The following is a 24,876-nucleotide window of genomic DNA, read 5'->3' on the forward strand; positions in this document are numbered from 1 at the left end:
AAATTACCGTATAAATCTTACAGGATTTCCTACATACAATCCAGGATTGGAAATGTTCTTGATGACAACAGATCCTCCTCCCAGCTGTACTTTTTCCGAAATGCTGATATTGTCAATAATGGTGCTGTTTATCCCGAGAATACATAATTCGGAAACCTTTACAAAACCAGCTATAGATACTGATGGAGACAGGAAACAATGATTTCCTATTACAGAATCATGGGCAATGGAGCAGGAAATATTCATCAGTACATTATCTCCAATCTCTACATCCTGATCGATCATACAATTAGGGTAAATAATAGTTCCGCTTCCTATTTTGGCTGAAGGATCAACAATGCTTGTTGAATGAACGAAGGTGTAAAAAGGGATTTTGTTTTTAAAGCTTTCAAATACCTGTTTCTTGAAGTCTAAATGCTTGTATCCTATAGCAATTACCAATTCATCAAAAAGGCCTTGTTGAAAAGAATCCGGAATATCATTCTTGCCTCCTAATACCGGAAGGTCTTTTACCAGGCTTCCTTTTTCCTGAAAGTCATCAAAAAAGCCTACAACCTGATCTTCTGTATCAGTATGGATATGATACAGGATCTGTTGCCCCAAATGGCCTGATCCAATTATGGCGATACGTTTCATGCAAAGTCAATTTTTTGGTCAGACTGATAGATTAAATATCCAGACCGGTCATTGCTGGAATGTACATTTTGTAAAGAAGGATTTGTAATTTCTTTCTTTACAATGTATTGGTCGAATTTGCTGTCAGTAAAAAAAGGCAACAGGTATTTTGTGTTTTCAGACAGAAAATAAACACCTGCATATTTTTTTTGTGTTATTTCAACAGGAAGTTTAAACTGGCCTAACGCGATATCTAAAACAGCCTGTACATAATCAAATCCTGTGGACAGCTGCACCAGATCCGAACCTATAAAATCACCACCCATCCGGCTTCCTATTTCAATAGGATAGACATCACCATCTGCAGTGATCATGAGTTCCACATGAGATGCTCCGTTTTCTACTTTTGTAGCATTCAGTATTGCATAAGTAATATCCAGTATCTTATTTTGAATATGGTCAGGAAATGAACTTGGCTGGTGATGTGCCAGTTCTACAAAGTAAGGCTCTGAGGTAATCACTTTATCCGTAATTGTTATCATCCTATGTTCGCCTTTAAAACTAATGGTTTCAACACTTACTTCTTTCCCTTTGATATATTCCTCTACCACACAGGTTTTAGAAAAAGAACAGTTTATCGCATTTTCTATGGCTGTTTTGCATTCCTCAAGAGAGTTGACCTTTATAACACCTAAGCTTCCGGATCTGTCGGAAGGTTTTATAATTAAAGGGTAGTTAAAATTTTTAAAATCATCAGGGTTGAATTCGGAAACTGTAATAGAGTGGGGAGATCGGATATTATTTTCCTCAAAACATTTTCTCATCAATGATTTGTTGGTGGTGAGTAATGAACATTCTACACTGTTTCCCGGAAGATTGAGCTCATGCGCTACATAAGCTATTGTCGGAATACAGATGTCAGTGGCGATTGTAATAATACCATTTATACCTATCTCTTTACATTTTTCAAGAATGATATCCTTTTCCAGAACGGAAACGTCATAAAAATAGTCTGAGTATTCTTTACATACTGCTTTCCCATCGTCCCAGGCAAAACAATGAACCTCCAGCCCATTGTCCTTTGCTTTCTGAACAAGGGGCATCTGTAAATAGCTGGCTCCTAATATTGCAATTTTTTTCACCATTTAATTAATATTTAAATTTGAAAGAGGATACTTTGTTATAACGTTTCGATCTCCGGTACCTGTATTGAAAATTCCTTATCCTTCCATTGGGCCGTTCCTACATTCTGCCATGGCTTATTCATTTGTTTTAAAAGAAATCCTTTTTCCCAATGATGGGGAGTGGTGTCAATTTTCTTTACCTTGATAATGAATTTTGCGTCCTGTAAGTTGATATTGTTCATTGCAGCCCAGAATGCTGTAAAGTCCCGGATTCCGGTTTTCAGGTTTTCCTGATTGATGATATTGTCTGTAGTACGGAACGACCATTTGATCCATGTAGGTCCATACAGATACCTTCCGGCAGTTCCGTCTTTTTCTATAATAGGCAGCCAGACCTCGTTCCCGTTCTTATCGAGATAAGCAAGGGAAACAATGTGATTGTATTCGCTGAAATGGTAATCCATGAAAACAGCGTGGTGAGTGATTCCCAGATAAGTTTTTGAGGGCTTTTCTACAGCGTCGGAAAGTCTGCTTATCTTTTTTCCTAGAAGTGTTTTTTCAAAGCCTCCTTTATTTTTAATGGAATTATAGGAAACGATAATCTGTAATATGATTACTATGCTGAGTCCAAGGCTGATCAGCGAAACCTTAAGGTCTTTTAATGTATAGCTTTGAAGAATTTTGAATTTATCCTCATCTGGGGGAAGAGATGGGGGTGTGTATCCGCAGTTGTCCTCCGTACATCGTTCAGTATTTCTGTTCTCTGCAACAAATTTGTATACGGCTTTACCGATATGGTAAATTCCGGGAATGCGTAATATCCAGCTCAGAGGTTTTAAATAAGTGATGGCATTAAAAACCCTGATATAGGTATCCAGTCCTTTGTATACCTTGCCATCCTGTACCGAATGAATGTCATCCAGAAGCTCATCCGTTGGAATATCTTTCAGTAACGGATTCTGCTCTGCATAATATTGTACCATTTTAAAGTCTATTCTTCCCGCAATATCAAAATGCTGGATCGTAATCTTTGTACGGTTGCATAAAGGACATTCCCCATCATAGTAAAAAGTAAGTTTGGCCGGTTTTTTACGGACAGTGAATAGTTTTTCCCACCAGGAAACAGGTACCATCAAAAGATAAATGGCACACATTCCTAAACCAAACCATGGAATAGGATAACATATCAATATTCCCAGATGCAGTCCCATACCTATAATCAATAGAGGAACTCTCCATTTTTTGCGGAAGAATGTGAAAATGAAAACAAGTTCAAAAACGAGTGTCAGATACCCGAAGAACAGCATTAAATATTTCTGATCCAATATGGCAGGAATCGAAATAAAGTTGGTGAAGGGAATGCTTGTCGGGTACCACATACCCAGTCCCTGGGTCCAGTATGCCGATGTAAACTTATAAAAAATAGAATCAAAGTATACAAAAGCAACCCCAATAAACATGGGAATATAATAGCATAAAATACTTACTTTTTTGGGAGGATCATACTGAAACCTGGTATTTGAATACTTATATTTCTCAATAAGCCGGTCCAGGGATAAATTCCTCGAAACCGGTAAAAACAGCATCAGGAAATTGATTCCCAGATAAGCATAGAACATATGATACTCATAGGTGTTGATACTGCCTATAAGAATAATGGTCATCAGGTAATTAATGATCGTTGCCAGTCTTGTGAAAAGCCCTAATATGATAAAAATAAGGGCAATCATCCAGATTTTTATTGGAATTCCAAAATCAATTTCGGCAGGATCCAGAAAAGGGATTTTATCAAAGATCAGATGCCTGAAATAATAGAACTGGATTACTTCACAAAGCAATACCGACGTGTAGACAATCCTGAATATGGAGAGTCCCAGGCCGGAAATTTTTTTATTATAAAGTCTTTTGATCATTCGTTATTTTAAAATGTTGGTAAAAATTTCTTCAGCATATTCATAGGAGGAAAATTCTTCTACCTGATGAACCGCATTTTTAGAAAAAATATTATAGGAATCCTTATTGAGTTCAAAGATTTTTCTTATTCCTTCAGCTAATTTTTTACTGTCCTTCAATGGAGCTTTATAGCCGTTATAATCATCTATTACCATATTGGTTATCACACCTGTATCAAAGCCTACAACCGGAGTTCCGCAGGCTAAGGCTTCAGAAACCATCATAGGACCGGAATCTTCAATAGAGGAATTGACAAAAAGATCAGCAGCCTGGTATAGTAATGCCAGCAGCCTGTAGTCTTTTATATAATCTATTTTCTGTTTGGTAAAGGTAACCCTGTCAAACTCTTCATTGACGCTATTGGAAACTACCAGCAGAACGATCTTATCCTTTACATCCTGGGGTAATTCCTGATCCAGTATTTCAAGAGCCCCGATCAGGTATGCAAAGCCTTTTCTGGGATCTTCCATGTTCTGAGCCCCTGTCAAAATATAGAAGCGGTCATCAGATAATGAAAAGATCCTTTTTGCTATTGATTTATTTTTGTCATTGAGTAACCTGGTATCGATTAAGCTGTTGATATTATAAATGATTTCCTGCTCTCTGTAAATTTTTGATTTTTGAGCCTGTTCCAATGTGAGCCCTGAACCTGCAATGATCTGAAAGTTAGCTTTTTGGGCATTACTGTATTTTCTCTCAAAATTATTCTTTGCAACCACTTTTTCATCCTCTTTTGTAATGGCAGGACACGTTTCATCACAACCTCTTACATAGCCTTCGCACCCCCAGGAAAAATGACATCCCCCGGTGAAATGATTCATGTCTACCGTGATATTATATATTTTGGCTTTCGTTGCATTATATATATTGAGGAGGTCTGTGGTATTGAGAAAATCGATGGTCATCCCTACAAAAATAAAGTCAGGGATAAAGCCTACGGTTTTCAGCAGACTTTCTGTATTGATGTTTTCTGCTGATTCATCCTTACTGAAAAAAGAGTATTTTCTGTCTGTGCTAAGCGTTTTTTTTACCTCTTTGGGTTTTGTGAGGTTGAATTCTGTTTTGACCTTATTAATAATCTTAGTCAGAGTGCCAGGTTGTACAGCTTTAGGAGAGGGGTGGCTATATGCTTTAATAAATTCTTCGTTCTTTGTTTTGTGCTTTACACACATAGCAACTTCATGTCCCATATTTTTCATGATATGGGCCACTTTATACATTGCTTCGTATGCTCCGTTTACATCACCTGTAGATAAAATTAATATTTTTTTACTCATTTTTTATATCCATATAACAGGTGGAGTGATGATTCCGTTCTCTGTATCTCCGGTAAGGAAATTCTCATGACCTGTCTCAATGATATTAAGCTGTATACCTCCTTTTATAATATCATATAATTCTACTGCCGGAGTATCTATTGCGACTGACAGTACATAGGTATTGGGAATTAATTTCCCTCCTTCGATTTTTATGGTAAAATTATTTTCATTTTTTTCTTCAAACACTTTCCTTGTGATGAAGATTACATTTTCAAATTTATCTAACACGGCAATGTTTACCCTGATGCCGTTTTTTACGCTTCTGTTGATAAAGCTGATATCAAGATTGATGTCATCATTATGTCCAAATTCGGTAGTCTCTACAGCATTGTTATTGTAAACCCTTACTTTTTGGATCTGGGCTTTTTTGCTGATATCTTCAATATATTTAAACTCGCTGTTAGGAGAAAGTTCATTGATGATATAATTTTCCAGCACGCTGTTTATATCTCCCCGGTGGGCAACCTGTCCGTTTTTCAGAAGGATACCGGATGTACAAAGCTGCTTCACAGCGGCCATGTTATGGCTCACGAAAAGAATGGTTCTTCCTTCTCCTTTTGTGACGTCATTCATTTTTCCCAGGCATTTTTTCTGAAACTCGGCATCGCCTACTGCCAGAACTTCATCTACAATAAGAATTTCAGATTCCAGGTGAGCGGCAACGGCGAAAGCCAGACGAACGTACATCCCTGAAGAGTATCTTTTAACAGGAGTATCAATGTATCTTTCTACTCCGGAAAAAGCTACAATTTCATCAAACTTACGTTTGATCTCTTTACGGGTCATTCCTAAAATGGCACCATTTAAGAATACATTTTCCCTCCCGGTCATCTCAGGGTGAAAGCCTGTTCCTACCTCCAGTAAAGAAGCGATCCTTCCGTTGGTGTATATTTTTCCGGTAGTGGGTTTTGTTACCTTGCTCAATAGCTTAAGTAATGTAGATTTTCCCGCCCCGTTTCTTCCAATGATTCCTACGGCATCACCTTTTTCTATTTCAAAATTGATATCACGCAGGGACCATACGTATTCAGAATCTCCTTTTGTCGTTCTGTCGTTAGCCTCTCCGATTTTCAGATAAGGATCTTCTTTTCCTCTTACCTTATACCAGAATCTGTTTAAGTCATGAGAAAGAGTTCCTGTTCCGACTTGTCCCAGGCGATATTGTTTAGATATATTTTCTGCTTTTAAAGCCAGCATATTTTTTCAATTTATATTTTTAAATAAGGGAATAATTATACAGTGTCCATAAAGGTTTTTTCAACCTTATTGAAGATCACAATTCCTACAGCCATGATGATAAGGATAATGATCGTGCTCACACCAAGCATAAGAGGAGAGAAGTTGCCGACACCTAACCACGCATATTTAAAGCATTCAAAAATACCTGTTAAAGGATTATATAAGGCAATCTCTTTGAAAACTCCTCTGAGCGAAGAAGTAGGATAAATAACAGGAGTTGTATACATATATAAACTGACTCCAAACCCTAAAAGCATGTTGAGGTCTTTATATTTTGTGGTAAGAGCTGAGAAAATCATTCCTAACCCCAGAGAAAAGAATGCCATCAACAGAATAAGAAAAGGCGTGGCAAGAATCCACAGATTGGGCTGTACCTTACCCTGGCTTAAATAATATACCCATACGATAAGGAACAGAAGAAACTGAACCCCCAATCGCATAAGATTTGATATTACGATCGATATAGGCGTAACCAGTCTCGGGAAATAAACTTTCCCAAAAATTCCCGCATTTCCGGAAAATGTAGACGAGGTAGCCAGAAGAGAGGTGGAAAAATAATTCCAGAGCGTAACTCCGGCAAGATAAAAAAGAAGTGGGGGGGCACCGTCTGTAGGTAATCTGGCAATCCTTCCAAAAATAATCAGATATACAATGGTCGTTAAGATAGGATTGATAAAAAACCAGATGGGTCCCAAAATGGTTTGTTTAAAGCTGGATACAAAATCTCTCTTGACAAACATATAGACAAGATCCTTGTATTTCCAGACTTCTTTTAGCTTCAAATCAAACAACGAATGATCAGCATCAATCGTTTCGGTCCACTTTTGTTGTGGTTCATTCATCTGTGTAAGTTTTTGCAAATTTATAGATAATTAATTCTTACAATTTTTTTTAGTTTATGAATTATTATTAACATAAAACTAAAAAATTACAACTAATATATTGATATTTGTTGGCATGAGCAAAAACTATTGGCATAAAGCCAATAGTATGCAAAATGTGTAAAATTTGTTGTTATTTTCCAATAAGTTGTTTCAGGTATTCACCGTAACCGCTTTTGCCATATTTTACGGCTGTTTCCAGCAGTTTTTCTTCATCGATGAATTTGTTCCTGAAAGCAATTTCCTCGATGCAGCCAATCTTGAATCCCTGTCTTTTTTCAATGACGCTTACAAATTCTGATGCATCATGAAGAGAATCAAAAGTTCCGGTATCCAGCCATGCCGTGCCTCTGTCGAGAACAGCTACTTCAAGCTTTCCATTCTTTAAATAGACATTATTGATGTCAGTGATTTCCAGTTCCCCTCTTGCGGAAGGTTTGATGTTCTTGGCAATCTCCACCACGTCATTGTCGTAAAAGTACAGGCCGGGAACAGCGTAGTTTGATTTTGGATTTAAAGGCTTTTCTTCGATGGATACAGCTTTTAAATTATGATCAAATTCCACCACGCCATATCTTTCAGGGTCTGCAACGTGATAAGCAAAAACAACCCCTCCATCCGGATTGGTTTTGTTTTTCAGCAATGTTCCCATTTCGGAACCGTAGAAAATATTGTCACCAAGGACAAGAGCCGCAGAGTCGTCACCGATAAACTGATCTCCCAGGATGAATGCCTGAGCGAGTCCGTCCGGACTTGGCTGTACAATATATTCAATATTACAGCCGATCTGTGAGCCATCTCCTAAAAGCTTGATGAATCCCGCCTGATCATGCGGAGTCGTGATAATTAAAATATCCTTGATCCCCGCCAAAAGAAGCGTGGAAAGCGGATAATAGATCATAGGTTTGTCATAAACAGGCATCAGCTGTTTACTGACTGCAATGGTTAGAGGGTAAAGTCTTGTTCCGGAACCTCCGGCTAATATTATTCCTTTCATCTTTTATTTTTTAAATTCTCTATAGCATAGTCTATCTGATTCCTGATGTTAAAATTTATGGTATCAGTCATTAAGAGTACAGAATTGTTCTTCGATAGTGTGCCTCCTATGCTTTTATGGAATGCAATTAACTTTTTTAAATTTTCTTCAGGGATAAAAGAAAATGAGCTGTACAGTGATATTCTTAATTTATTAAAATCAAAATTGCTGATAATAGAACGGGCCTGTTCTTTGGTAAGAAGCTCCTTTGGAGGAGTTACATCATAATCAAACATCCTGAGCTCGATATATTCTTTGGCATAATTGATCAGTGCTTCTTTGTAATGGGATACCTCTATAAACTCATCAATCAGTTTTTGCTGAGATGAATTGGCCATGGCGGGAGGAGGGAGTTCTTGCGCTCCCGCTAAAGCAGAAAATATCCCGAAAAGCAATAAAAAAATATGCTTCATCATCTTTGTTAATTATATTGTTTTTCGTAATATTTCTGGTAATCTCCGCTGGTTACATTTTCCAGCCATTCTTTATTGTCAAGGTACCAGTCGATGGTTTTTCCTAATCCTTCCTCGAACGTTACAGAAGGTTTCCAGCCAAGGTCTTTATTTAATTTAGTCGCATCAATAGCATAGCGCTTGTCATGACCCGGTCTGTCCTTTACAAAAGTGATCAGTTTCTCGGAATATCCTTCCGGTTTTTCCAACTTCGCATCCATTTGCCTGATCAGTTCTTTTACCAGGTCGATATTCTGCCATTCATTGAAGCCTCCAATATTGTACGTTTCTCCGGTCTTTGCTTCATTGAAGATCTGGTGGATCGCTCTGGCGTGATCGATTACAAATAACCAGTCTCTGGTGTATTTCCCATCGCCATAAATAGGTAACGGTCTTTCATTAATGATATTTGAAATACAAAGAGGGATCAGCTTTTCAGGGAAATGATTCGGCCCGTAGTTGTTGGAGCAGTTGGATACAATGAACGGCATTCCGTAAGTATTTCCATAAGCTCTTACCAAATGGTCAGAAGCTGCTTTTGACGCGGAATAAGGAGACTGCGGATCATAAGGTGTTGTCTCCAGAAAGAAACCGGTTTCCCCTAAGCTTCCATAGACTTCGTCAGTAGAGACATGATAGAATAAATTCGTTCTTTTTTCATCCGGGAACCTGCCATGCGTATGATCAGGGTTAAGTGTCCAGAACTCCTTACAAAGATTAAGAAGATTGGCTGTTCCGTTCACGTTGGTATTAATGAATGCCATAGGATCCGTGATGCTTCTGTCAACATGACTTTCTGCAGCCAGATGAACAATAGCATCCGGGTTATATTTTTCAAATACTCTTCTGAGTTCTTCCGGCTGGGTGATATCTGCTTTTTCGAAAACATAATTAGGCTCATTTTCAATGTCCTTTAAGTTTTCTAAATTTCCGGCATAGGTCAAAGCATCAAGATTGATGATCGTACTGTCCGGATTGTTTTTTACAAATTCTCTTACCACATGAGAGCCAATAAAGCCGGCTCCTCCTGTAATGATTATATTTTTCATTTAATTATTTTGAGATGGTCCTTCTTCCTATACTTTTATAATAAAATCCGTTTTGTTCCGGGATTTCCAGCGGATACATATTCCTTCCGTCAAAAATGACTTTATTTTTCATCTTCTTAGCCATAAGCTCAAAATTAGGATTTTTGAATTCCGGCCATTCTGTAGCGATGAACAGAGCGTCAGCATCTTCTAATGCGTCATACATTCCTTTGGCGTATTGTATTTTATCTCCAATAAGTTTCTGAACGTTGCTTTCTGCAACAGCATCATATGCAGTGATATTAGCTCCCTTTTCAAGTAACAGGGCAATATTGTCTAAAGACGAAGCCTCTCTGATGTCATCCGTGTTAGCCTTGAAAGCAAGTCCCCACAGGGCAATTTTCTTCCCTTCAATATTTCCGCCAAAGTACTTTTCGATTTCAGAAACTAAAATTACTTTCTGTGCCGTATTTACCTGTTCAGTCGCTTCCAGGATCTGGAAATTAAAATCTTCCTGTTTTCCGGATTTGATTAGCGCTTTTACGTCTTTAGGGAAACAGCTTCCTCCATATCCGATACCGGGGAATAAAAATCGGTGTCCGATTCTATCATCACTTCCCATTCCTAACCTTACCTTGTCTACATCGGCACCTACTTTTTCACAGTAATTGGCGATCTCGTTCATAAAGGTGATTTTTACTGCCAGGAACGAATTGGAAGCATATTTTGTAAGCTCAGATGATTTCTCATCCATAAAGATAATCGGAATACCTGTATTGGTAAAGGGCTGGTAGATTTTAGACATAATGTCTTTTGCTCTTTCGGAACTGGCTCCTACCACTACTCTTGAGGGATTCATAGAGTCTTCCACAGCAAATCCTTCTCTGAGAAATTCCGGATTTGAAACCACATCAAAAGGAATATCTGTTTTTGCGGATATCGTTTCTCTTACCCTGTCTGCGGTTCCTACGGGAACGGTACTTTTGTTGACAATGACCTTGTATTCTGTCATCATCTCTCCAATGTTGTTGGCAACCTGAAGTACATAGGACAAATCTGCAGAACCATCTTCTCCCGGAGGAGTAGGTAATGCCAGATATATGACTTCGCTTTTATCTAAAGCTTCTTTCAGATTTGTGGTAAAAAATAATCTTTCAGACTGGATGTTTCTCAGAAACATTTCTTCAAGGTTCGGCTCATAGATGGGAACAATGCCGTTTTTCATACCTTCTACTTTTTTTTCATCAATGTCAACACAGTAAACTGAATTGCCAAGCTCTGCTAGGGTAGTTCCTGTAACTAATCCTACGTAGCCTGTTCCTACAATCGTTATATTCAAAATGTTTTGTTTTTAAAATTCAAGACAAAAATAATAAAAATACTTTCACTTGCTTCTTTAATTTATTGTAAATGAGTTTTAGTCTATTTGCTTGATAATAAGATTATTTTGCATTTTTAGAAAAAAAGCGTATATTTGCAATGGATTTACGGAAAAAATGAGAAGGCTTCGCAAGAAAGCCTTTTTTCGTACTGTAAACCAAGATAAAAGTACGTATGGAGTTTAGAAAAAGAATTGAAGAATTATTAAATGAATTCCTTGAGACCAGAAAAGATCTGTTTCTTATTGATCTTAAGATCTCTGCAGGGGATGATATTACGGTGATTTTGGATGGTGATAATGGAGTTTCGTTGCAGGACTGCCTTGATGCGAGCCGTGCAATAGAATTCAATATGGATCGTGAAGAGCATGACTTCAGCCTTCAGGTGATGTCTGCAGGATTGAGCGAGCCATTATCCACACCAAGACAGTTCAGTAAAAACATAGGAAGAGAGATTGAGGTAGTGCTGGAGGATTCTTCCAAGATTGAGGGGGAATTGTCAAAAGTAGACGATGAGAAGATCACACTTATTCTGCGTTACCGGAAGCCGAAAGATATCGGAAAAGGAAAAGTGGATGTAGAAGAGGAGAAAGAGATTTCTTACTCCGAGATCAAAAAAGCATTAGTAGTAATTAAATTTTAAAAAGAAAAAAGAATAGATGGATAATATAGCGTTGATTGAATCCTTTGGTGATTTTAAAGACGAAAAAGGGATCAGTAAGATTGATCTTATGGCAATTATTGAAGATTCACTGAAGACACTTTTGAGAAAAAGATTTGACTCAGATGACCATTTTGATGTGATTGTAAACCCGGATAAAGGAGATTTTCAGATATTTTTAAATAAAACGATTGTAGAGGACGAAATGTCTGAAGATGATGATCTGGAAATTGAAATTTCTGAAGCAAAGAAGATTGATCCTACCTTTGAAGTAGGTGAGGACTTTACAATGGAAATTCCTGTTGCACAGTTGGGAAGAAGAAATATCCTTACCCTTAAGCAGATCCTGGCTACAAAACTTCAGGAGCATAATAATGCGATGCTGTACGAGCAGTTTAGAGATAAAATCGGGGAAATCGTTGTTGGGGAAATCCACCATATCCGTCACAAGCACGTGATCTTGCTGGATGATGAAGGAAACGAATTTATTTTACCAAAAGAAAACCAGATCCCATCCGATTTCTTTAAAAAGGGTGAGAATATCAGAGCTATTGTCGAGACAGTAGATTTTAAAGGTTCTAAACCGCAGATTATTATTTCCAGAACTGCACCTAAATTCCTTGAGAAGTTATTAGAGCTGGAAATTCCTGAGATCCAGGACGGAACAATTATCCTGAAAAAGGTAGTAAGAATTCCTGGAGAGAAGGCGAAGATTGCAGTAGATGCTTACGATGACAGAATTGATCCGGTTGGAGCTTGTGTAGGGGTAAAAGGGTCCAGAATTCATGGCGTTGTAAGAGAGTTGAGAAATGAGAACATCGATGTTATTCAGTGGTCTAAAAACCCTGAGATCTTGGTGAAGAGAGCATTAGGAAACGTTACAATCAACAAGATTGAGATCAATGAGGAGACCAGCTATGCGTTGGTATATACTCCGGTTGAGGAAATTTCTAAGGTAATCGGAAAACAAGGTCAAAATATCAGACTGGCTTCTTGGTTGACAGGATATGAGATTGATGTATACAGAGAGTCCAGCGAGGATGACGATGTTGAATTGAAAGAATTCAATGACGATATCGAGCAGTGGATTTTGGATGAGTTTAAGAAAGTAGGACTTACGACTGCAAAATCAGTATTAGATAAAGAAACTGAAAGTCTTTTAAATATGGTTGATCTTGAAGAAGAAACAATAGAAGAGGTTAAACGTATTCTGAGAGAAGAATTTGAAGATTAAGATTTTAGGAATAAAATTTAATAAACAGTAAAAAGGAAATACTTTAATTTTAAAAATTAAAAAACAGTAAATAATATAGATGCCAAAAATTAGATTAAATAAAGCGGTTAAGGAATTCAACATTTCGATGTCCAGATTAGTAGAGTTTTTACAGTCAAGGGGTTTCGAGGTTGAAAGCAATCCTAACGCTCAATTGGAAGAAGCGGCATATTCTGCATTGGAAGCTGAGTTTGCTAAAGACGGCGAACAACGAAAGGCTTCCCATGAGGTGGTGATCACTAAAGTTCCGGAAGAGAAGCTGGAAATTGAAGAGAAGAAAACCCCTGAAGTGATAAGAGCTAAAGCAAATAAACCAGAAACCAGAATTTTAGGTAAAATAGATTTGGAACCTAAGAAGCCTGAGGCTGAAGAGGCTCCTGCAGCTCCTGTGGCCCCTGTTGCGACACCGGTTGAAGAAAAGAAAGAAGAAATTGTGAAAGAAGAACAGCCGGAAGTAAAAGCAGCTCCAGAAAAACAGGAATTTAAGGTTTTGGATAAAATTGATTTGTCTCAAATAGAATCTAGAAACAGACCTGTGAAAAAAGACAAACCAAAAATGGAGGAGAAAAAAGAAGAAGCAAAACCTGTGGAACCGGTAAAAGAAACTCCAAAACCAGTGGTTGCAGAAGAGAAAAAAGCGGAAGCACCAAAAGCTGACGCTGAACCTGAATCTCAGGAACCTCAAAAAATTGAGACGGTATATCAGAAGCTTGATGGTCCTAAGATCGTTGGAGAAAAGATAGACCTGACTCAGTTTGCGCCAAAACCAGGTGCTGGGGCGAAAAAGAAAAGAAAGAGAATTGAAAAACCAGGTGGTCAGAATAATCAAGGCCAGGGGAACAATCAAAACTCAGGAAATAATAACCAAGGTGGTCAGGGCCAAGGAAACCGTCAGAACAACAACGGTGGACAAGGTGGAAACCGTCAAGGACAAGGTGGGCAAGGAAATCGTCCACAAGGTCAAGGTGGCCAGGGAGGAAACCGTTTCGGAAACAACCAGGGAGGAAACCGTCAAGGTGGCCCAGGTGGTGGATTTAAGAAAGGGGGTCAAAACAACAGACCTGGTCAAAGAGTGATGCCCGTTGAATTAACTGACGAGCAAGTTAAGAACCAGATCAAGGAAACCTTAGAAAAACTTACCAATAAAGGAGGTAAATCTAAATCTGCAAAACACAGAAAAGATAAGAGAACTTTCCGTAGAGAGCAGGATGAACGTCAGCAGGAGCTTGAAGCACAAGACAGAACGCTGAAAGTAACGGAATTTATTACAGTAGGGGAATTAGCGAGCTTAATGAACGTTTCTCCAACAGAAGTAATTTCTGCATGCTTCTCACTTGGGGTAATGGTTACCATGAACCAGAGATTGGAAGCTGATACCTTATTATTAGTAGCGGATGAGTTCGGTTATAAAATTGAATTCTCTGATGCTGATCTTGAAGATACAGACTCAGAAGATGAAGTTGATACTGAAGAAAGCTTAGTGTCAAGAGCACCGGTAGTTACTGTAATGGGACACGTTGACCACGGTAAAACTTCATTACTGGATTATGTTAGAAAAACTAACGTAATTGCAGGTGAGTCCGGAGGTATTACTCAGCATATTGGTGCTTACAATGTGAAATTGGAAAACGGTCAGAGAATTACATTCTTAGATACTCCGGGTCACGAAGCCTTTACAGCGATGAGAGCGAGAGGTGCTCAGATCACAGATATTGCAATTATTGTAATTGCTGCCGATGATGATGTAATGCCACAGACAAAAGAGGCAATTGCTCACGCTCAGGCTGCAGGAGTACCAATGATTATTGCTATCAACAAGGTGGATAAGCCCAATGCAAATCCTGATAATATCCGTCAACAGCTTTCAGGCTTGAATCCGCCGGTTTTAGTTGAAGAATGGGGAGGAAATGTTCAGGCTCAGGAGATTTCTGCTAAATTTGGTAACAATGTAGATGTATTATTGGAGAAAGTTTTATTACAGGCAGAAATGCTTGAACTGAAAGCTAACCCAGACCGTTCAGCTAATGGAGTTGTTATTGAAGCCTCTTTAGATAAAGGAAGAGGATATGTGGCAACAATGTTGGTACAGACCGGAACTTTAAGAGTTGGTGACTATGTAGTAGCAGGTAAAAATCATGGTAAAGTAAAAGCTTTGCTTGACGAAAGAGGGAAGAATCTTGCGGAAGCAGGTCCTTCAATTCCTGCAACGATTTTAGGTTTGGACGGAGCACCTACGGCAGGTGATAAATTCCGTGTTTATACTGATGAAAGTGAAGGTAAAGCAATTGCCAATAAGAGAGAGCAGCTTCAGAGAGAACTTTCTATCAGAACGAAAAAACATACAACACTTGAAGAATTAGGTAGACGTATTGCTTTAGGAGAGTTCAAAGAACTGAATATTATTCTTAAAGGTGACGTGGATGGTTCTGTGGAAGCACTTTCTGACCAGTTACAAAGATTATCAACAGAAGAAATCAGTGTGAAAATCCTTCACTCAGGTGTAGGACAGATCACAGAGTCTGATATCAATTTAGCAGCAGCGTCAGATGCAATTATCATTGGATTCAACGTAAGAGCTGGTGCTAATGCAAAAGAGCTTGCTGACCGTGAGGAAATTGAAATCAGAACATATTCTGTAATCTATAAAGCAATCGATGAAGTAAAAGAAGCAATGGAAGGAATGCTTTCTCCGGAAATCCAGGAGCAGGTAATTGGAAATGTTGAAATCCGTGAGGTATTCAAGATTTCTAAAGTTGGTTCAATTGCTGGTTGTATGGTTCTTACCGGAAAAGTAACAAGACAGTCGAAAGTACGTTTGTTGAGAGATGGTATTGTTAAATTTGACGGAGAGCTTGAAAGCTTGAAGCGTTTCAAAGATGATGTGAAGGAAGTGACAAAAGGTTACGAATGTGGTCTGAACCTGAAAGGGTATAACGATATCGAAATCGGGGATATTCTTGAGGTTTACGAAGAAGTAGCTGTTAAGAAAAAGCTGAAATAATACATTCAGATAAAATAAAACCAGGCGCCTCATTGAGGCGCCTGGTTTTTTATATGTTAAATTTATTTAAACAATTTTTTAATTCTGATTTAAAAAAGTAACCAGCTTTATTAAATCTTCGTCCTTGTCAAACTTGATCTTATTTGATTTGAAAAAAGCGGATAAACTCTCTTTTTTATCCGGGAATTGCTCGATTATTTCTTTCTGATTTCTCGGCTTCTTTATAAAGCCATTGTCTGTTTTGATGTAATATACCGGAGGTAGGGTTTTGAAGTTCGCTGGCCTGTCGCTCGCATAAGAATTTGCTGCCGGAACAAAATCGTTGAATTTGGTCTTGATCTTTTTATACAGGCTGTTTTTACCATTGGAAAGTTCAAAAAAGTATCCGTTTAGATCATCCGAAGTTTGGAGAAGTACTATAGTTTGTTTTGGGGAAGCAACCTCAATCCTTGAAAAATCTGAGGTTTTTGGAAGAACCTGAACTTCTCCGTTTTTCTTAAACTCAACTTCATCGGAGTAGCTGTTATAACGTACAGGTACCTGCTCATAGTTAGCAGCGACTTTAGCATTGGAAAATTCTTTATTGATATAAGGAGAATCGCCTGCGATTTCTTCATATTTAAGTGTCTTACCTGTTGTAGATTTGATACCGTCAAATACCGATTGCGCCCCTGTAGCACCATTTACTGAAAGGGTCTGCTGTGCAAAGCTAGCTATGACTAATGTGGTCAAAATTGTTTTTTCATTCTTTAAATTTATGATTTGTTTTCAAAAGTATAAATATATTATTTTCAAAAGAGAAACTAAGTGATTTTCGGATCACAAAGTAAAGTTCTTTTTAATTAACGGATAAAACAATAAAAGGTGATATAAAATATTGGTTTTTAACTTGATAATAGTTAGATCGCTGAAAATTAGCATAGTTGTAATTTAGATTTATTATAAATAATTTTTTTTTAACTGATTATAAAGTGTTAAAGGGGCGGGTTTTTGAGATCGATTTTAAATTTTCATGAATAATTTGAAGTAAATATTGTGAATTATTATATATGTATTGTGGTAAGGTTACTGTATTGTGAATGTAAACAACGGCTGTAGAGGTGAAAAATTTGCCAGTATTAATATTTATTAACATATTTGCTCCTAAAATATATTAAAATTTGTTAATATGAATGTTAAGCTACGTGTATTAAGTGCTGGAGCATTGTTCTTTATAGGACAAGCCGCTTTTGCACAAACGACAAAAAAGGATACAACCACAAAGGAAACTCAAATTGAAGAAGTTGTGATGGTTGGTTATGGAAAACAAAAGAAGGGCGATGTCACAGGAGCTATTGCAACTGTTAAGAGTGAAGCTTTACAGGAACAACCGGTTTCATCTGTTGAATTAGCATTACAGGGAAAGGCACCGGGTGTTCAGGTTGCTAATACAGGAGGTAGAGCTGGAAATAATACTAAAATAAGTATAAGAGGTAATGGATCATTAAGTGCATCCAACAATCCTCTATACATTATTGATGGGGTACCTCAAGAATCAATGGGGAATTTGTCTCCTGAAGATATTAGTAGTATGGAAATCTTGAAAGATGCTGCATCTAGTGCAATTTATGGTTCCAGAGCATCAAATGGGGTGGTTTTAATTGAAACAAAATCAGGTCGTTACAGTGGGAAGCCTACAGTGTCTTTTTCAAGTTCTTATGGTATACAAGAGATAATCAAAAAACCAGATCTTCTTAATGCTTCTCAGTACAAGCAAGTACATGATGTAGCAAGACAAAATTATATCAACGATATTCAGAATGGGATATTGCCTAATCCAGCCGTTGGTTCTGTTGGTTATTTAGGAATTAATAATCCGATGCCAGATACAGGTATCAATACTAATTGGATGGACTATGTTCTAAGAACTGGGACTATTACTAATAACCAGTTAAGTATTACTGCTGGAACGGATAAGTCAAAAATGTATCTGTCATTATCTCACATTGAACAAGAAGGAATTATAGTACAAGATAAATATCAGATTGGAAGAGTTAGACTAAATGTAGAACAAAAACTAACGGATAAATTTAGAATAGGAATTAATTCTTATTTTACCTATACAAAATCGAATCCAATCGCTGATGACAATAATACTTATCAGCCATGGAGCAATGCAATGAATGCAGCTCCTAATCAAGCTGTTTATGGAGCTGATGGGAGACCTAACAGAAATCTAAACACTAACAATCCTCTTTGGGCATTCGAAAGGCAGGTTAGTGATATATGGCAAAGAGTGGGAGCTAACTTCTTCGCTGTTTACAATCCCATTAAGGGACTTACTTTAAAAACCTCTCTTAGTGGAGGTATAGATTCTAATAGATATAACAGATTTGATGCTCCTAGTACAAGAAGAGGGGAGAAGGAAGGTCAACCATGGGGGTATGGATACTATAGTACTAAGAATAATAGAAATTACTTGATCGAGAATACAGCATCTTATGATAAGTCTTTTGTAGATAATAAATTAAAACTTAATGTTTTAGTCGGACAATCATTCCAAAGATGGGAGTATGAAGATTCTTTTGTACAAGGAGAAAATTTTCCCTCAGATGATCTACGTTGGTTAGTTTCTGCAGGGGTTATCAATAATGGTAGAGCATACTATGTTGCAATGTCAATGGCTTCTTTTTTTGGAAGAGCTCAGTTGTCATGGGATAATAAATATAACTTAATGTTATCGACTAGATATGATGGTTCTTCCAAATTTGCAAAAGGTAATAAATGGGGAAATTTCCCTGCAGCATCCTTTGGTTGGACCGTTTCTAATGAATCTTTTTTCAATGTGCCAGCGATTAATGAATTGAAATTGAGGGCTTCTTACGGTTTTACAGGCAATCAAACAGGTATTGCTTATTCAATCGGACAAAATCTTATTGGAGCGGGCCAAAATCATAATCAGAATCCAGGTTTAGCGGTAACAGACCTTTATAATCCGGATCTTAAATGGGAAAAAGGAAAATCTATAGATGCAGGGTTAGACTTGTCAATATTTAATAGACGCCTTAATTTAACAGTTGATTATTATGATAAAACAACAAATGATTTATTATATAGGATGCCAGTTGTTCAGGAAAGTGGGTTTTTAAATCAAATGCAAAATGTAGGTTCAATCAATAATAAAGGCTTTGAAGTTGCATTAGATGCTAAAATCATTAAGGGAGAAAAGTTTAAGTGGGATTTTGGAGCTAATTTCTCTTACAACAAAAATACTGTTGAAAAAATTGGTACCAAAGCAGGACAATTTACGACAGGTTTTGCTTCTATTGTTAAAGAAGGAGAATCTTTAGGGTCATTTTATCTTTACGAATCTCTTGGGGTTGCACAACAAAGATATGAATATAAAGATGCTGCTGGAAATGTAACTAAAGTTGTAGAAGCTGGGGATATGATTTATAGAGATCTCAACGGTGATGGTATTATCAATGGAGAAGATAGAAAAGTATTCAACGGAGGTATTGCTCCTATGTATGGAGGATTCAATACTAGATTTAGTTATGGTATACTAGATTTATCTGTTAATGCACAATATTCTATCGGTAAGAAAGTATACGCTTTGTATAAAGAGAGAAGTGTAAGTGGGGCAGGAGTAGGCTATCCATCTTTTTCAACTAATATGATTGGCGAGCAAATGGATTATTGGACACCTGAAAATATGAATACTAATGTGCCTAGACCTCATTTAGCAAGTTCTGTTTCAAGTTGGAATAATCAAAGATCTTCTCGCTTTTTAGAAAATGCTGATTATTTAAGAATTACGGATATTACTTTAGGTGTAAATCTTAATAGTAAACATTTAGGTTTTGTTAAGTCTATGAGGATTTATGCTCAGGTAAGAAATCCATTTACATTTACCAAGTATTCTGGATTAGATCCAGAAACATACTATGTAGATCAGGCTGTAACATCTGACCAAACAACATCAGATACTACGAAAATTTCTTCGGGAGTTGATTTAAATGGTATTCCTAATGTAAAAATTTATAGCTTAGGTTTAAATGTTAATTTCTAAAATTTAATTAAAAATGAAAAAGTTAAGTATATTATTACTTGCATTTGGATTATTATTCACTTCATGCGAGAACGAGTTAGATATTAAGTCGGAGGCATCTCTAGATGCTAATGCTCCTTTATCTTCGGCAGATATTGATAAATTGTTAACAGGAGCATATAAAAGAATAATGGAACCTAGCGGTTATCCTTATTTTAATGTGATGGCTTCCGAGATTATGGGTGATAACTATAAGCCTTATAAGTTTCAATTTATTCAGGTTCAGTATCTTTATGAACATATAGTTCCGGCAGATGATATTCTATTATCTTATTATTACAAAGATTTCTATACTGCAATCAGTAGGGCAAATACAATATTAAAAGTTCCTACTGCATCTGATGCACAAAAAGGGAAGGCAAAATATGTGAGAGCATTGTCGTATCTTAGACTGTACGATCTTTATGAAGGAGTTCCATTGGTAGATGAGAACTACGATAATAAGCCAATAAAAGCAAATACACCTAAAGAGGTTTTAGCATTTATTATCGAAGACCTTAAATATGCTAAAGCTAATATTGAACCTTTAAATACTGCTAACTCGATAGCTAAACTGACTCCTACTAAGGAAGCTGCTTCTGCTTTATTGGCAAGAGTATACAGAATGAATGGTGATTTAGTTAATGCAGGTATTGAAGCTGAAGAACTTATCCAAAGTGGTAAATTTACTATTTCAGCAAATCCTAAAAACAATGAGGGAGAAGTAATCCTTAAATTTGCGGGTAACCTTGCGGAAGCAAATGGATCTTGGGGATGGATTATGAGTTATGATGCAAGAACTTGGAACTGTTTTGGCGTAGCAGATGATCTGCTGGCATTATTGGGAACAAATGATACAAGGAAAGTATTATTTGATATTGCCCAGGCTCCAGATACGGGTAACTTCGTTTTCTCAAATAAATATTCGAGAAATGATGATTCAGATTTGTTAATTTCCAGAATTCCTGAGATGTATCTTATTTCAGCAGAAGCAGGAAATACAGCGAGACTAGCAGAACTTCAGAATATAAGAAACTCAACACTTTCATTAGATGACGAAAGAAGATTAGAATTATCTTTTGAATGGGTTAGGTGGTCAGATTTGAAACTTAAGGGAGAGACATATAAATTACCTTTCCCACAAGGTGCTATAGATGCTAATGAACTTTTAAATTAATCAACAATAATCATATTATATAGAACCCCTGCTCCGAGCAGGGGTTTTTATTTGCTATTATTTCTTATTTTTGCTGTACAAAAATGAATAATGAAGTATATCCTTTTCATATTTTCCTTCTTTAGTTTCGTAATTAAGGCGCAGATCGTTGATAAGGCAGATGTCAAGGTGCCACCGATTAAAAAAGAAGATACATTGGTAATAGATTCGGGAAAAAAAGATTCCCTGGAGATTTTCAAACCTACCATTAATGATTATCAGTTTCAGACCCAGTTTTCAGAAAAAAAAGTTTTTGACACGGTAATGACTTTTGATAAAACTCATATTTTCTCTCAGTATAATAATCAAGATAATTTCGGAAGAGTACAGCCTGCCAATATTGGTTCGGGGTTTAACCCTCTTGTGTTTGAAGTAAATGCGGAACAGAACCTGGCTTTACTGCCATCCAATAAATCTTATATGATCCTTGGGGCCAATGAGGTAAAATATTATGATGTAAAAACACCTACCGCTTCATTCATTTATCACAATGCTATGCGGAATGGTGCCGCTTTAAGATCTACCTATACCCAGAATATAGGGAAAAGGTTCAACTTTGCTCTTGAATACATGGGACTTCGTTCCCAGGGACTTTACAGGAATTCATTGGCAGCAAACAACAATACAATATTTTCAGGGCACTACATTTCTAAAAGCGGGAACTATGAAATCTTCGCCCACTATCTTCATCAGAATGTAAATAACCAGGAAAGTGGAGGGATTACAGAAGATGATTTGTTTCAGAATGGTGACAGCAATTATAAGAACAGACAGAATGCACAGGTAAATCTTGCATCGACAAGCTCTCAGTTCTCTTATAGAAGATATTATCTGAGTCATCAGTTCACTCCGTTCAACGCAGAAAAATTTCCTTTCAGCATCAGACACACCATTTCTCATCAGGGGAATAAATATTATTATAATCAGGGTGCACTGGAAACTTATTGGTATGAAGCGCCTACAGACTTAGTGGACGGATTTACTTTGACTACCAAAAAGTATTCTGATAATTTCAGTAATACGGTGAGTTTAATTTTCAACAATGAAAAATTCAAACTGGATGCAGGAGTACGATATCAGATGATTAAACTAGGTATCAGAGATTGGGTTGCACTTAATGGAGTACCTTTTCCGGGTGAGCTTAAAGAGAACAGGATAGGAGCTGTGGGAAATCTACAGGTAAAACTTTGGGATAAAATCCAGCTGAACTCATTTTTAGAATTTTCTAACGGAAGCCAGTTCAAAAGCTATCTTAGAACAACCAACAGCTTAAAATTTGAGCCGATAAAAGATTATTTTGTCAATGCTAAAGTCAACTTTCAAAGCGCATATCCGTCATTCAATTATCTTCTAAATACTTCGGTCTACAGCAATTTCAACTATTATTTTGAAAATGCAAAGAACCAGTCTGTAATGGAAGCAGGAGGGAGTATCAATCTGAAGTGGTTTAAAACAGAAATTTTCGCCAACTATTTCAGAATTGATAACTATACTTACCTTGATAATGATGTAAAGCCGGAATTTGGTGCTGTACCGAAACAGAGTGAAAGCTCGGTGAACATCTCCCAGATTGGAGGAGACGCAACGTTCAATTTCGGTAAATTTTATTTGAATACAAGATTACATTTCCAAAATGTAATGACCAATAAAGAATTGCTCCCTTTACCCGGCTTCATTGGAAGAGCTAACTTCTTCTATCAGACCCAGGCATTTAAAAAGGCCGCTGAAATTCAGGCTGGAATTAAAGTATATTATTTCTCAAAATTTGCATCAAGAGAATATTCACCAATTCTTAATGAATATATTCTTCCCAATACAAATTCCTTCTCTATCGGAGGGCAGCCTATTGCCGACCTGTATATTAATATGAAGGTGAAAAAAATGTTCTTTTTCATAGAAGGTCAGCAGATAGGAACCTTTATTTCCAATAACAAAGCATATGCATTTCCACATTATCCGGTGTATGATTTCAGGTTGAACATCGGGATCGTGTGGTATTTGTTCAACTAAAAACTGTACGGGTTGAAAACGATTAATAAAATATCATTTAACGATATAGAAAGCATTCCTCAATTGGTAAAAGATTTTTTGAATCAGGAAATTGAGGGGTTTCAAAATAAAACATTTTCTGTAGAACATTTTCGTCAACAGATTCATCTTAAAATAAACAGCTCTTCATCTGACCAAAGAAAAATTCTGTCAGAAGTATTTGAAGAGCAGCTTTCGGATCTTACACTTTCTTCAAAGCAGAGAGAAAATCTGGAAAAACTCCAGCAGCCTAATACATTTACCATTACAACCGGGCACCAGCTGAACCTCTTTTCAGGCCCTGTTTTCTTTGTCTATAAAATTTTACAGACAATCAAGACCTGTACTTATCTGAAAGAATATTTTCCTGACTTTAACTTTGTTCCTGTTTATTGGATGGCTTCGGAAGATCACGATTTTGCCGAGATCAACCATTTTAAAACCGAGAACAATTACTATGAGACTAACGAAAAATCAGGAGGTCCGGTAGGAAGAATCGGGATCAGCGATACCTATTTCATTTCCGAATTTGAAAAAGAATTTAAAGATTCTGTTTTCGGAACCGAATTGATCCTGATGATGAAAGAAGCTTATAAGACCGGAAATACTTTGACGCAGGCTATTAAAATTCTGGTGAACCGTCTCTTTTCAGCATTTGGGCTTCTGATATTGGATGGAGATTCCAAAGCGCTTAAAAGTCAGATGAAAGAGGTCTTTAAAGATGAGCTTCTTCATTTCAGCCTGCAAAAGGACTCTAAAAATAAAGTGGATTTTCTGACTGAAAAGTATGGAAAGGTTCAGGTAAACCCTCGTGAAATCAACCTGTTCTATCTTTCCGATACGAGAGACCGAATCGAGTTTAATGGCCAGGAATATAGCATTGTAGACAAAAATATCCGGTTTACAGAAGAGGAAATACTGGCAGAATTGGAAAATCACCCTGAAAGATTCAGCCCGAATGCTTTAATGCGTCCCGTATATCAGGAAAAAGTGCTCCCCAATCTGGCCTATATCGGAGGAAATGCAGAGATCATGTACTGGCTGGAACTTAAAGATTACTTTTCAGCAGTTAAAATTCCTTTCCCTATTCTTATTCCAAGGAATTCGATGCTTTTCTTAAAAGAAAAAACAATTAGGAAGATTGACAAGCTGGATCTTAAGGTAGAAGACTTTTTCCGGAATTTTACCGTACTTACCAATCAGAAAATTTTAGAAGATAATACCATTTTAAAATTATTGGACGAAAAAGAAGAATTGCTGATCCACAATTTCTCAGAGCTGAAAGCTTCCGCGGAAACCACTGAAAAGTCTTTTGGGAATATGGTAAAAGCAGAGGAGGTAAGGCAGCTGAAATCATTTAAAAGAATGAAAAAGCGTTTGCTTCATGCGGAAAAAATAAAACAGAATGAATTGCTGGAAAGACTTGAAAATCTGTTTTTAGATGTTCACCCTGCCAAGACCTGGCAGGAAAGAGTGTATAACTTCAGTGTATTCTTTTCAGATTATGGCTATTCATGGCTTGAAAATTGTTTGGAAGAGATGGTGGTTCAAGATTCCAAATTAATAATTGTTGCCATTTAATTTTAAAGAAGTATTTTTGTA

General features: G+C 37.0%; 18 protein-coding genes. 7 read left to right on the forward strand and 11 right to left on the reverse strand.

All coding sequences use genetic code 11. From position 1 onward, the window contains the following. Positions 1-3: 3 nt before the first annotated feature. The 10 genes from AC4IF5_RS06220 to AC4IF5_RS06265 all read right to left on the reverse strand — a co-directional run bounded on the left by AC4IF5_RS06220 (position 4) and on the right by AC4IF5_RS06265 (position 10,986). Positions 4-636, reverse strand: a complete 633-nt coding sequence (locus AC4IF5_RS06220) for an acetyltransferase (protein ID WP_490732709.1) — start codon at positions 634-636, stop codon at positions 4-6. Next, positions 633-1,760, reverse strand: coding sequence for an ATP-grasp domain-containing protein (locus AC4IF5_RS06225; protein ID WP_490732711.1), 1,128 nt, complete (start codon positions 1,758-1,760; stop codon positions 633-635). Before AC4IF5_RS06225 ends, AC4IF5_RS06220 begins: the two co-directional genes overlap by 4 nt. 35 nt (positions 1,761-1,795) lie before the next feature. Then, a complete protein-coding gene (locus AC4IF5_RS06230; RefSeq protein WP_490732713.1) occupies positions 1,796-3,652 on the reverse strand; it encodes a DCC1-like thiol-disulfide oxidoreductase family protein in 1,857 nt (618 codons plus the stop codon). A gap of 3 nt (positions 3,653-3,655) precedes the next feature. Further along, complete coding sequence (locus AC4IF5_RS06235) at positions 3,656-4,969, reverse strand: glycosyltransferase (protein WP_490732715.1); 1,314 nt, start codon at positions 4,967-4,969, stop codon at positions 3,656-3,658. A 3-nt stretch (positions 4,970-4,972) separates the two neighbouring features. After that, positions 4,973-6,208, reverse strand: a complete 1,236-nt coding sequence (locus tag AC4IF5_RS06240; protein WP_490732717.1) for an ABC transporter ATP-binding protein — start codon at positions 6,206-6,208, stop codon at positions 4,973-4,975. Between the two features lie 35 nt (positions 6,209-6,243). After that, the gene (locus AC4IF5_RS06245; protein WP_490732719.1) at positions 6,244-7,092 is read right to left on the reverse strand and encodes an ABC transporter permease; all 849 of its coding nucleotides are present in this window, start codon (positions 7,090-7,092) and stop codon (positions 6,244-6,246) included. Positions 7,093-7,264: 172 nt separating this feature from the next. Beyond that, positions 7,265-8,128: a glucose-1-phosphate thymidylyltransferase RfbA gene (rfbA, locus tag AC4IF5_RS06250; RefSeq protein ID WP_490732721.1), complete on the reverse strand. Its 864-nt coding sequence runs from the start codon at positions 8,126-8,128 to the stop codon at positions 7,265-7,267. Continuing rightward, the gene (locus tag AC4IF5_RS06255; protein ID WP_490732723.1) at positions 8,125-8,583 is read right to left on the reverse strand and encodes a hypothetical protein; all 459 of its coding nucleotides are present in this window, start codon (positions 8,581-8,583) and stop codon (positions 8,125-8,127) included. Before AC4IF5_RS06255 ends, rfbA begins: the two co-directional genes overlap by 4 nt. A 5-nt stretch (positions 8,584-8,588) precedes the next feature. Beyond that, the gene (rfbB, locus tag AC4IF5_RS06260) at positions 8,589-9,668 is read right to left on the reverse strand and encodes a dTDP-glucose 4,6-dehydratase (RefSeq protein WP_490732725.1); all 1,080 of its coding nucleotides are present in this window, start codon (positions 9,666-9,668) and stop codon (positions 8,589-8,591) included. A gap of 4 nt (positions 9,669-9,672) precedes the next feature. After that, a complete protein-coding gene (locus tag AC4IF5_RS06265) occupies positions 9,673-10,986 on the reverse strand; it encodes a UDP-glucose dehydrogenase family protein (RefSeq protein WP_490732727.1) in 1,314 nt (437 codons plus the stop codon). A gap of 215 nt (positions 10,987-11,201) precedes the next feature. On the opposite strand from AC4IF5_RS06265, the gene rimP reads away from it, so the two are divergent. From rimP to infB, 3 genes are all read left to right on the forward strand, one after another. Beyond that, positions 11,202-11,669 carry a ribosome assembly cofactor RimP gene (gene rimP, locus AC4IF5_RS06270; RefSeq protein ID WP_490732729.1) on the forward strand — a complete coding sequence of 156 codons (468 nt, stop codon included), beginning with the start codon at positions 11,202-11,204 and terminating at the stop codon, positions 11,667-11,669. 16 nt (positions 11,670-11,685) lie between these two features. Further along, on the forward strand, positions 11,686-12,921 hold the full coding sequence (gene nusA / locus AC4IF5_RS06275) for a transcription termination factor NusA (protein ID WP_066691517.1): 1,236 nt from the start codon (positions 11,686-11,688) through the stop codon (positions 12,919-12,921). A gap of 79 nt (positions 12,922-13,000) precedes the next feature. Next, complete coding sequence (gene infB, locus AC4IF5_RS06280; protein WP_490732731.1) at positions 13,001-15,961, forward strand: translation initiation factor IF-2; 2,961 nt, start codon at positions 13,001-13,003, stop codon at positions 15,959-15,961. Between the two features lie 78 nt (positions 15,962-16,039). On the opposite strand, the gene AC4IF5_RS06285 is transcribed toward infB, so the two are convergent. Beyond that, positions 16,040-16,693, reverse strand: a complete 654-nt coding sequence (locus AC4IF5_RS06285; RefSeq protein ID WP_490732733.1) for a hypothetical protein — start codon at positions 16,691-16,693, stop codon at positions 16,040-16,042. 436 nt (positions 16,694-17,129) lie between these two features. On the opposite strand from AC4IF5_RS06285, the gene AC4IF5_RS06290 reads away from it, so the two are divergent. The 4 genes from AC4IF5_RS06290 (at position 17,130) to bshC (ending at position 24,855) form a co-directional block, all read left to right on the forward strand. Then, positions 17,130-20,012 carry a SusC/RagA family TonB-linked outer membrane protein gene (locus AC4IF5_RS06290; RefSeq protein ID WP_490732735.1) on the forward strand — a complete coding sequence of 961 codons (2,883 nt, stop codon included), beginning with the start codon at positions 17,130-17,132 and terminating at the stop codon, positions 20,010-20,012. Positions 20,013-20,025: 13 nt separating this feature from the next. Then, a complete protein-coding gene (locus tag AC4IF5_RS06295; protein ID WP_490732737.1) occupies positions 20,026-21,207 on the forward strand; it encodes a RagB/SusD family nutrient uptake outer membrane protein in 1,182 nt (393 codons plus the stop codon). 90 nt (positions 21,208-21,297) lie between these two features. Next, positions 21,298-23,256 (forward strand): putative porin, encoded by a 1,959-nt coding sequence (locus tag AC4IF5_RS06300; RefSeq protein ID WP_490732739.1) that lies wholly within the window; start codon positions 21,298-21,300, stop codon positions 23,254-23,256. Positions 23,257-23,268: 12 nt separating this feature from the next. Then, positions 23,269-24,855, forward strand: coding sequence for a bacillithiol biosynthesis cysteine-adding enzyme BshC (gene bshC, locus AC4IF5_RS06305; RefSeq protein ID WP_490732741.1), 1,587 nt, complete (start codon positions 23,269-23,271; stop codon positions 24,853-24,855). Positions 24,856-24,876 lie beyond the last annotated feature (21 nt).

This window comes from Chryseobacterium sp. UF-290 (assembly GCF_058245615.1).

Excerpts from the sequence above, each read along its gene's own strand:
- AC4IF5_RS06220 (WP_490732709.1), bottom strand. The coding sequence starts at position 636 with ATGAAACGTATCGCCATAATTGGATCAGGCCATTTGGGGCAACAGATC.
- AC4IF5_RS06225 (WP_490732711.1), bottom strand. The coding sequence starts at position 1,760 with ATGGTGAAAAAAATTGCAATATTAGGAGCCAGCTATTTACAGATGCCC.
- AC4IF5_RS06230 (WP_490732713.1), bottom strand. The coding sequence starts at position 3,652 with ATGATCAAAAGACTTTATAATAAAAAAATTTCCGGCCTGGGACTCTCC.
- AC4IF5_RS06235 (WP_490732715.1), bottom strand. The coding sequence starts at position 4,969 with ATGAGTAAAAAAATATTAATTTTATCTACAGGTGATGTAAACGGAGCA.
- AC4IF5_RS06240 (WP_490732717.1), bottom strand. The coding sequence starts at position 6,208 with ATGCTGGCTTTAAAAGCAGAAAATATATCTAAACAATATCGCCTGGGA.
- AC4IF5_RS06245 (WP_490732719.1), bottom strand. The coding sequence starts at position 7,092 with ATGAATGAACCACAACAAAAGTGGACCGAAACGATTGATGCTGATCAT.
- rfbA (WP_490732721.1), bottom strand. The coding sequence starts at position 8,128 with ATGAAAGGAATAATATTAGCCGGAGGTTCCGGAACAAGACTTTACCCT.
- AC4IF5_RS06255 (WP_490732723.1), bottom strand. The coding sequence starts at position 8,583 with ATGATGAAGCATATTTTTTTATTGCTTTTCGGGATATTTTCTGCTTTA.
- rfbB (WP_490732725.1), bottom strand. The coding sequence starts at position 9,668 with ATGAAAAATATAATCATTACAGGAGGAGCCGGCTTTATTGGCTCTCAT.
- rimP (WP_490732729.1), top strand. The coding sequence starts at position 11,202 with ATGGAGTTTAGAAAAAGAATTGAAGAATTATTAAATGAATTCCTTGAG.
- nusA (WP_066691517.1), top strand. The coding sequence starts at position 11,686 with ATGGATAATATAGCGTTGATTGAATCCTTTGGTGATTTTAAAGACGAA.
- infB (WP_490732731.1), top strand. The coding sequence starts at position 13,001 with ATGCCAAAAATTAGATTAAATAAAGCGGTTAAGGAATTCAACATTTCG.
- AC4IF5_RS06290 (WP_490732735.1), top strand. The coding sequence starts at position 17,130 with ATGAATGTTAAGCTACGTGTATTAAGTGCTGGAGCATTGTTCTTTATA.
- AC4IF5_RS06295 (WP_490732737.1), top strand. The coding sequence starts at position 20,026 with ATGAAAAAGTTAAGTATATTATTACTTGCATTTGGATTATTATTCACT.
- AC4IF5_RS06300 (WP_490732739.1), top strand. The coding sequence starts at position 21,298 with ATGAAGTATATCCTTTTCATATTTTCCTTCTTTAGTTTCGTAATTAAG.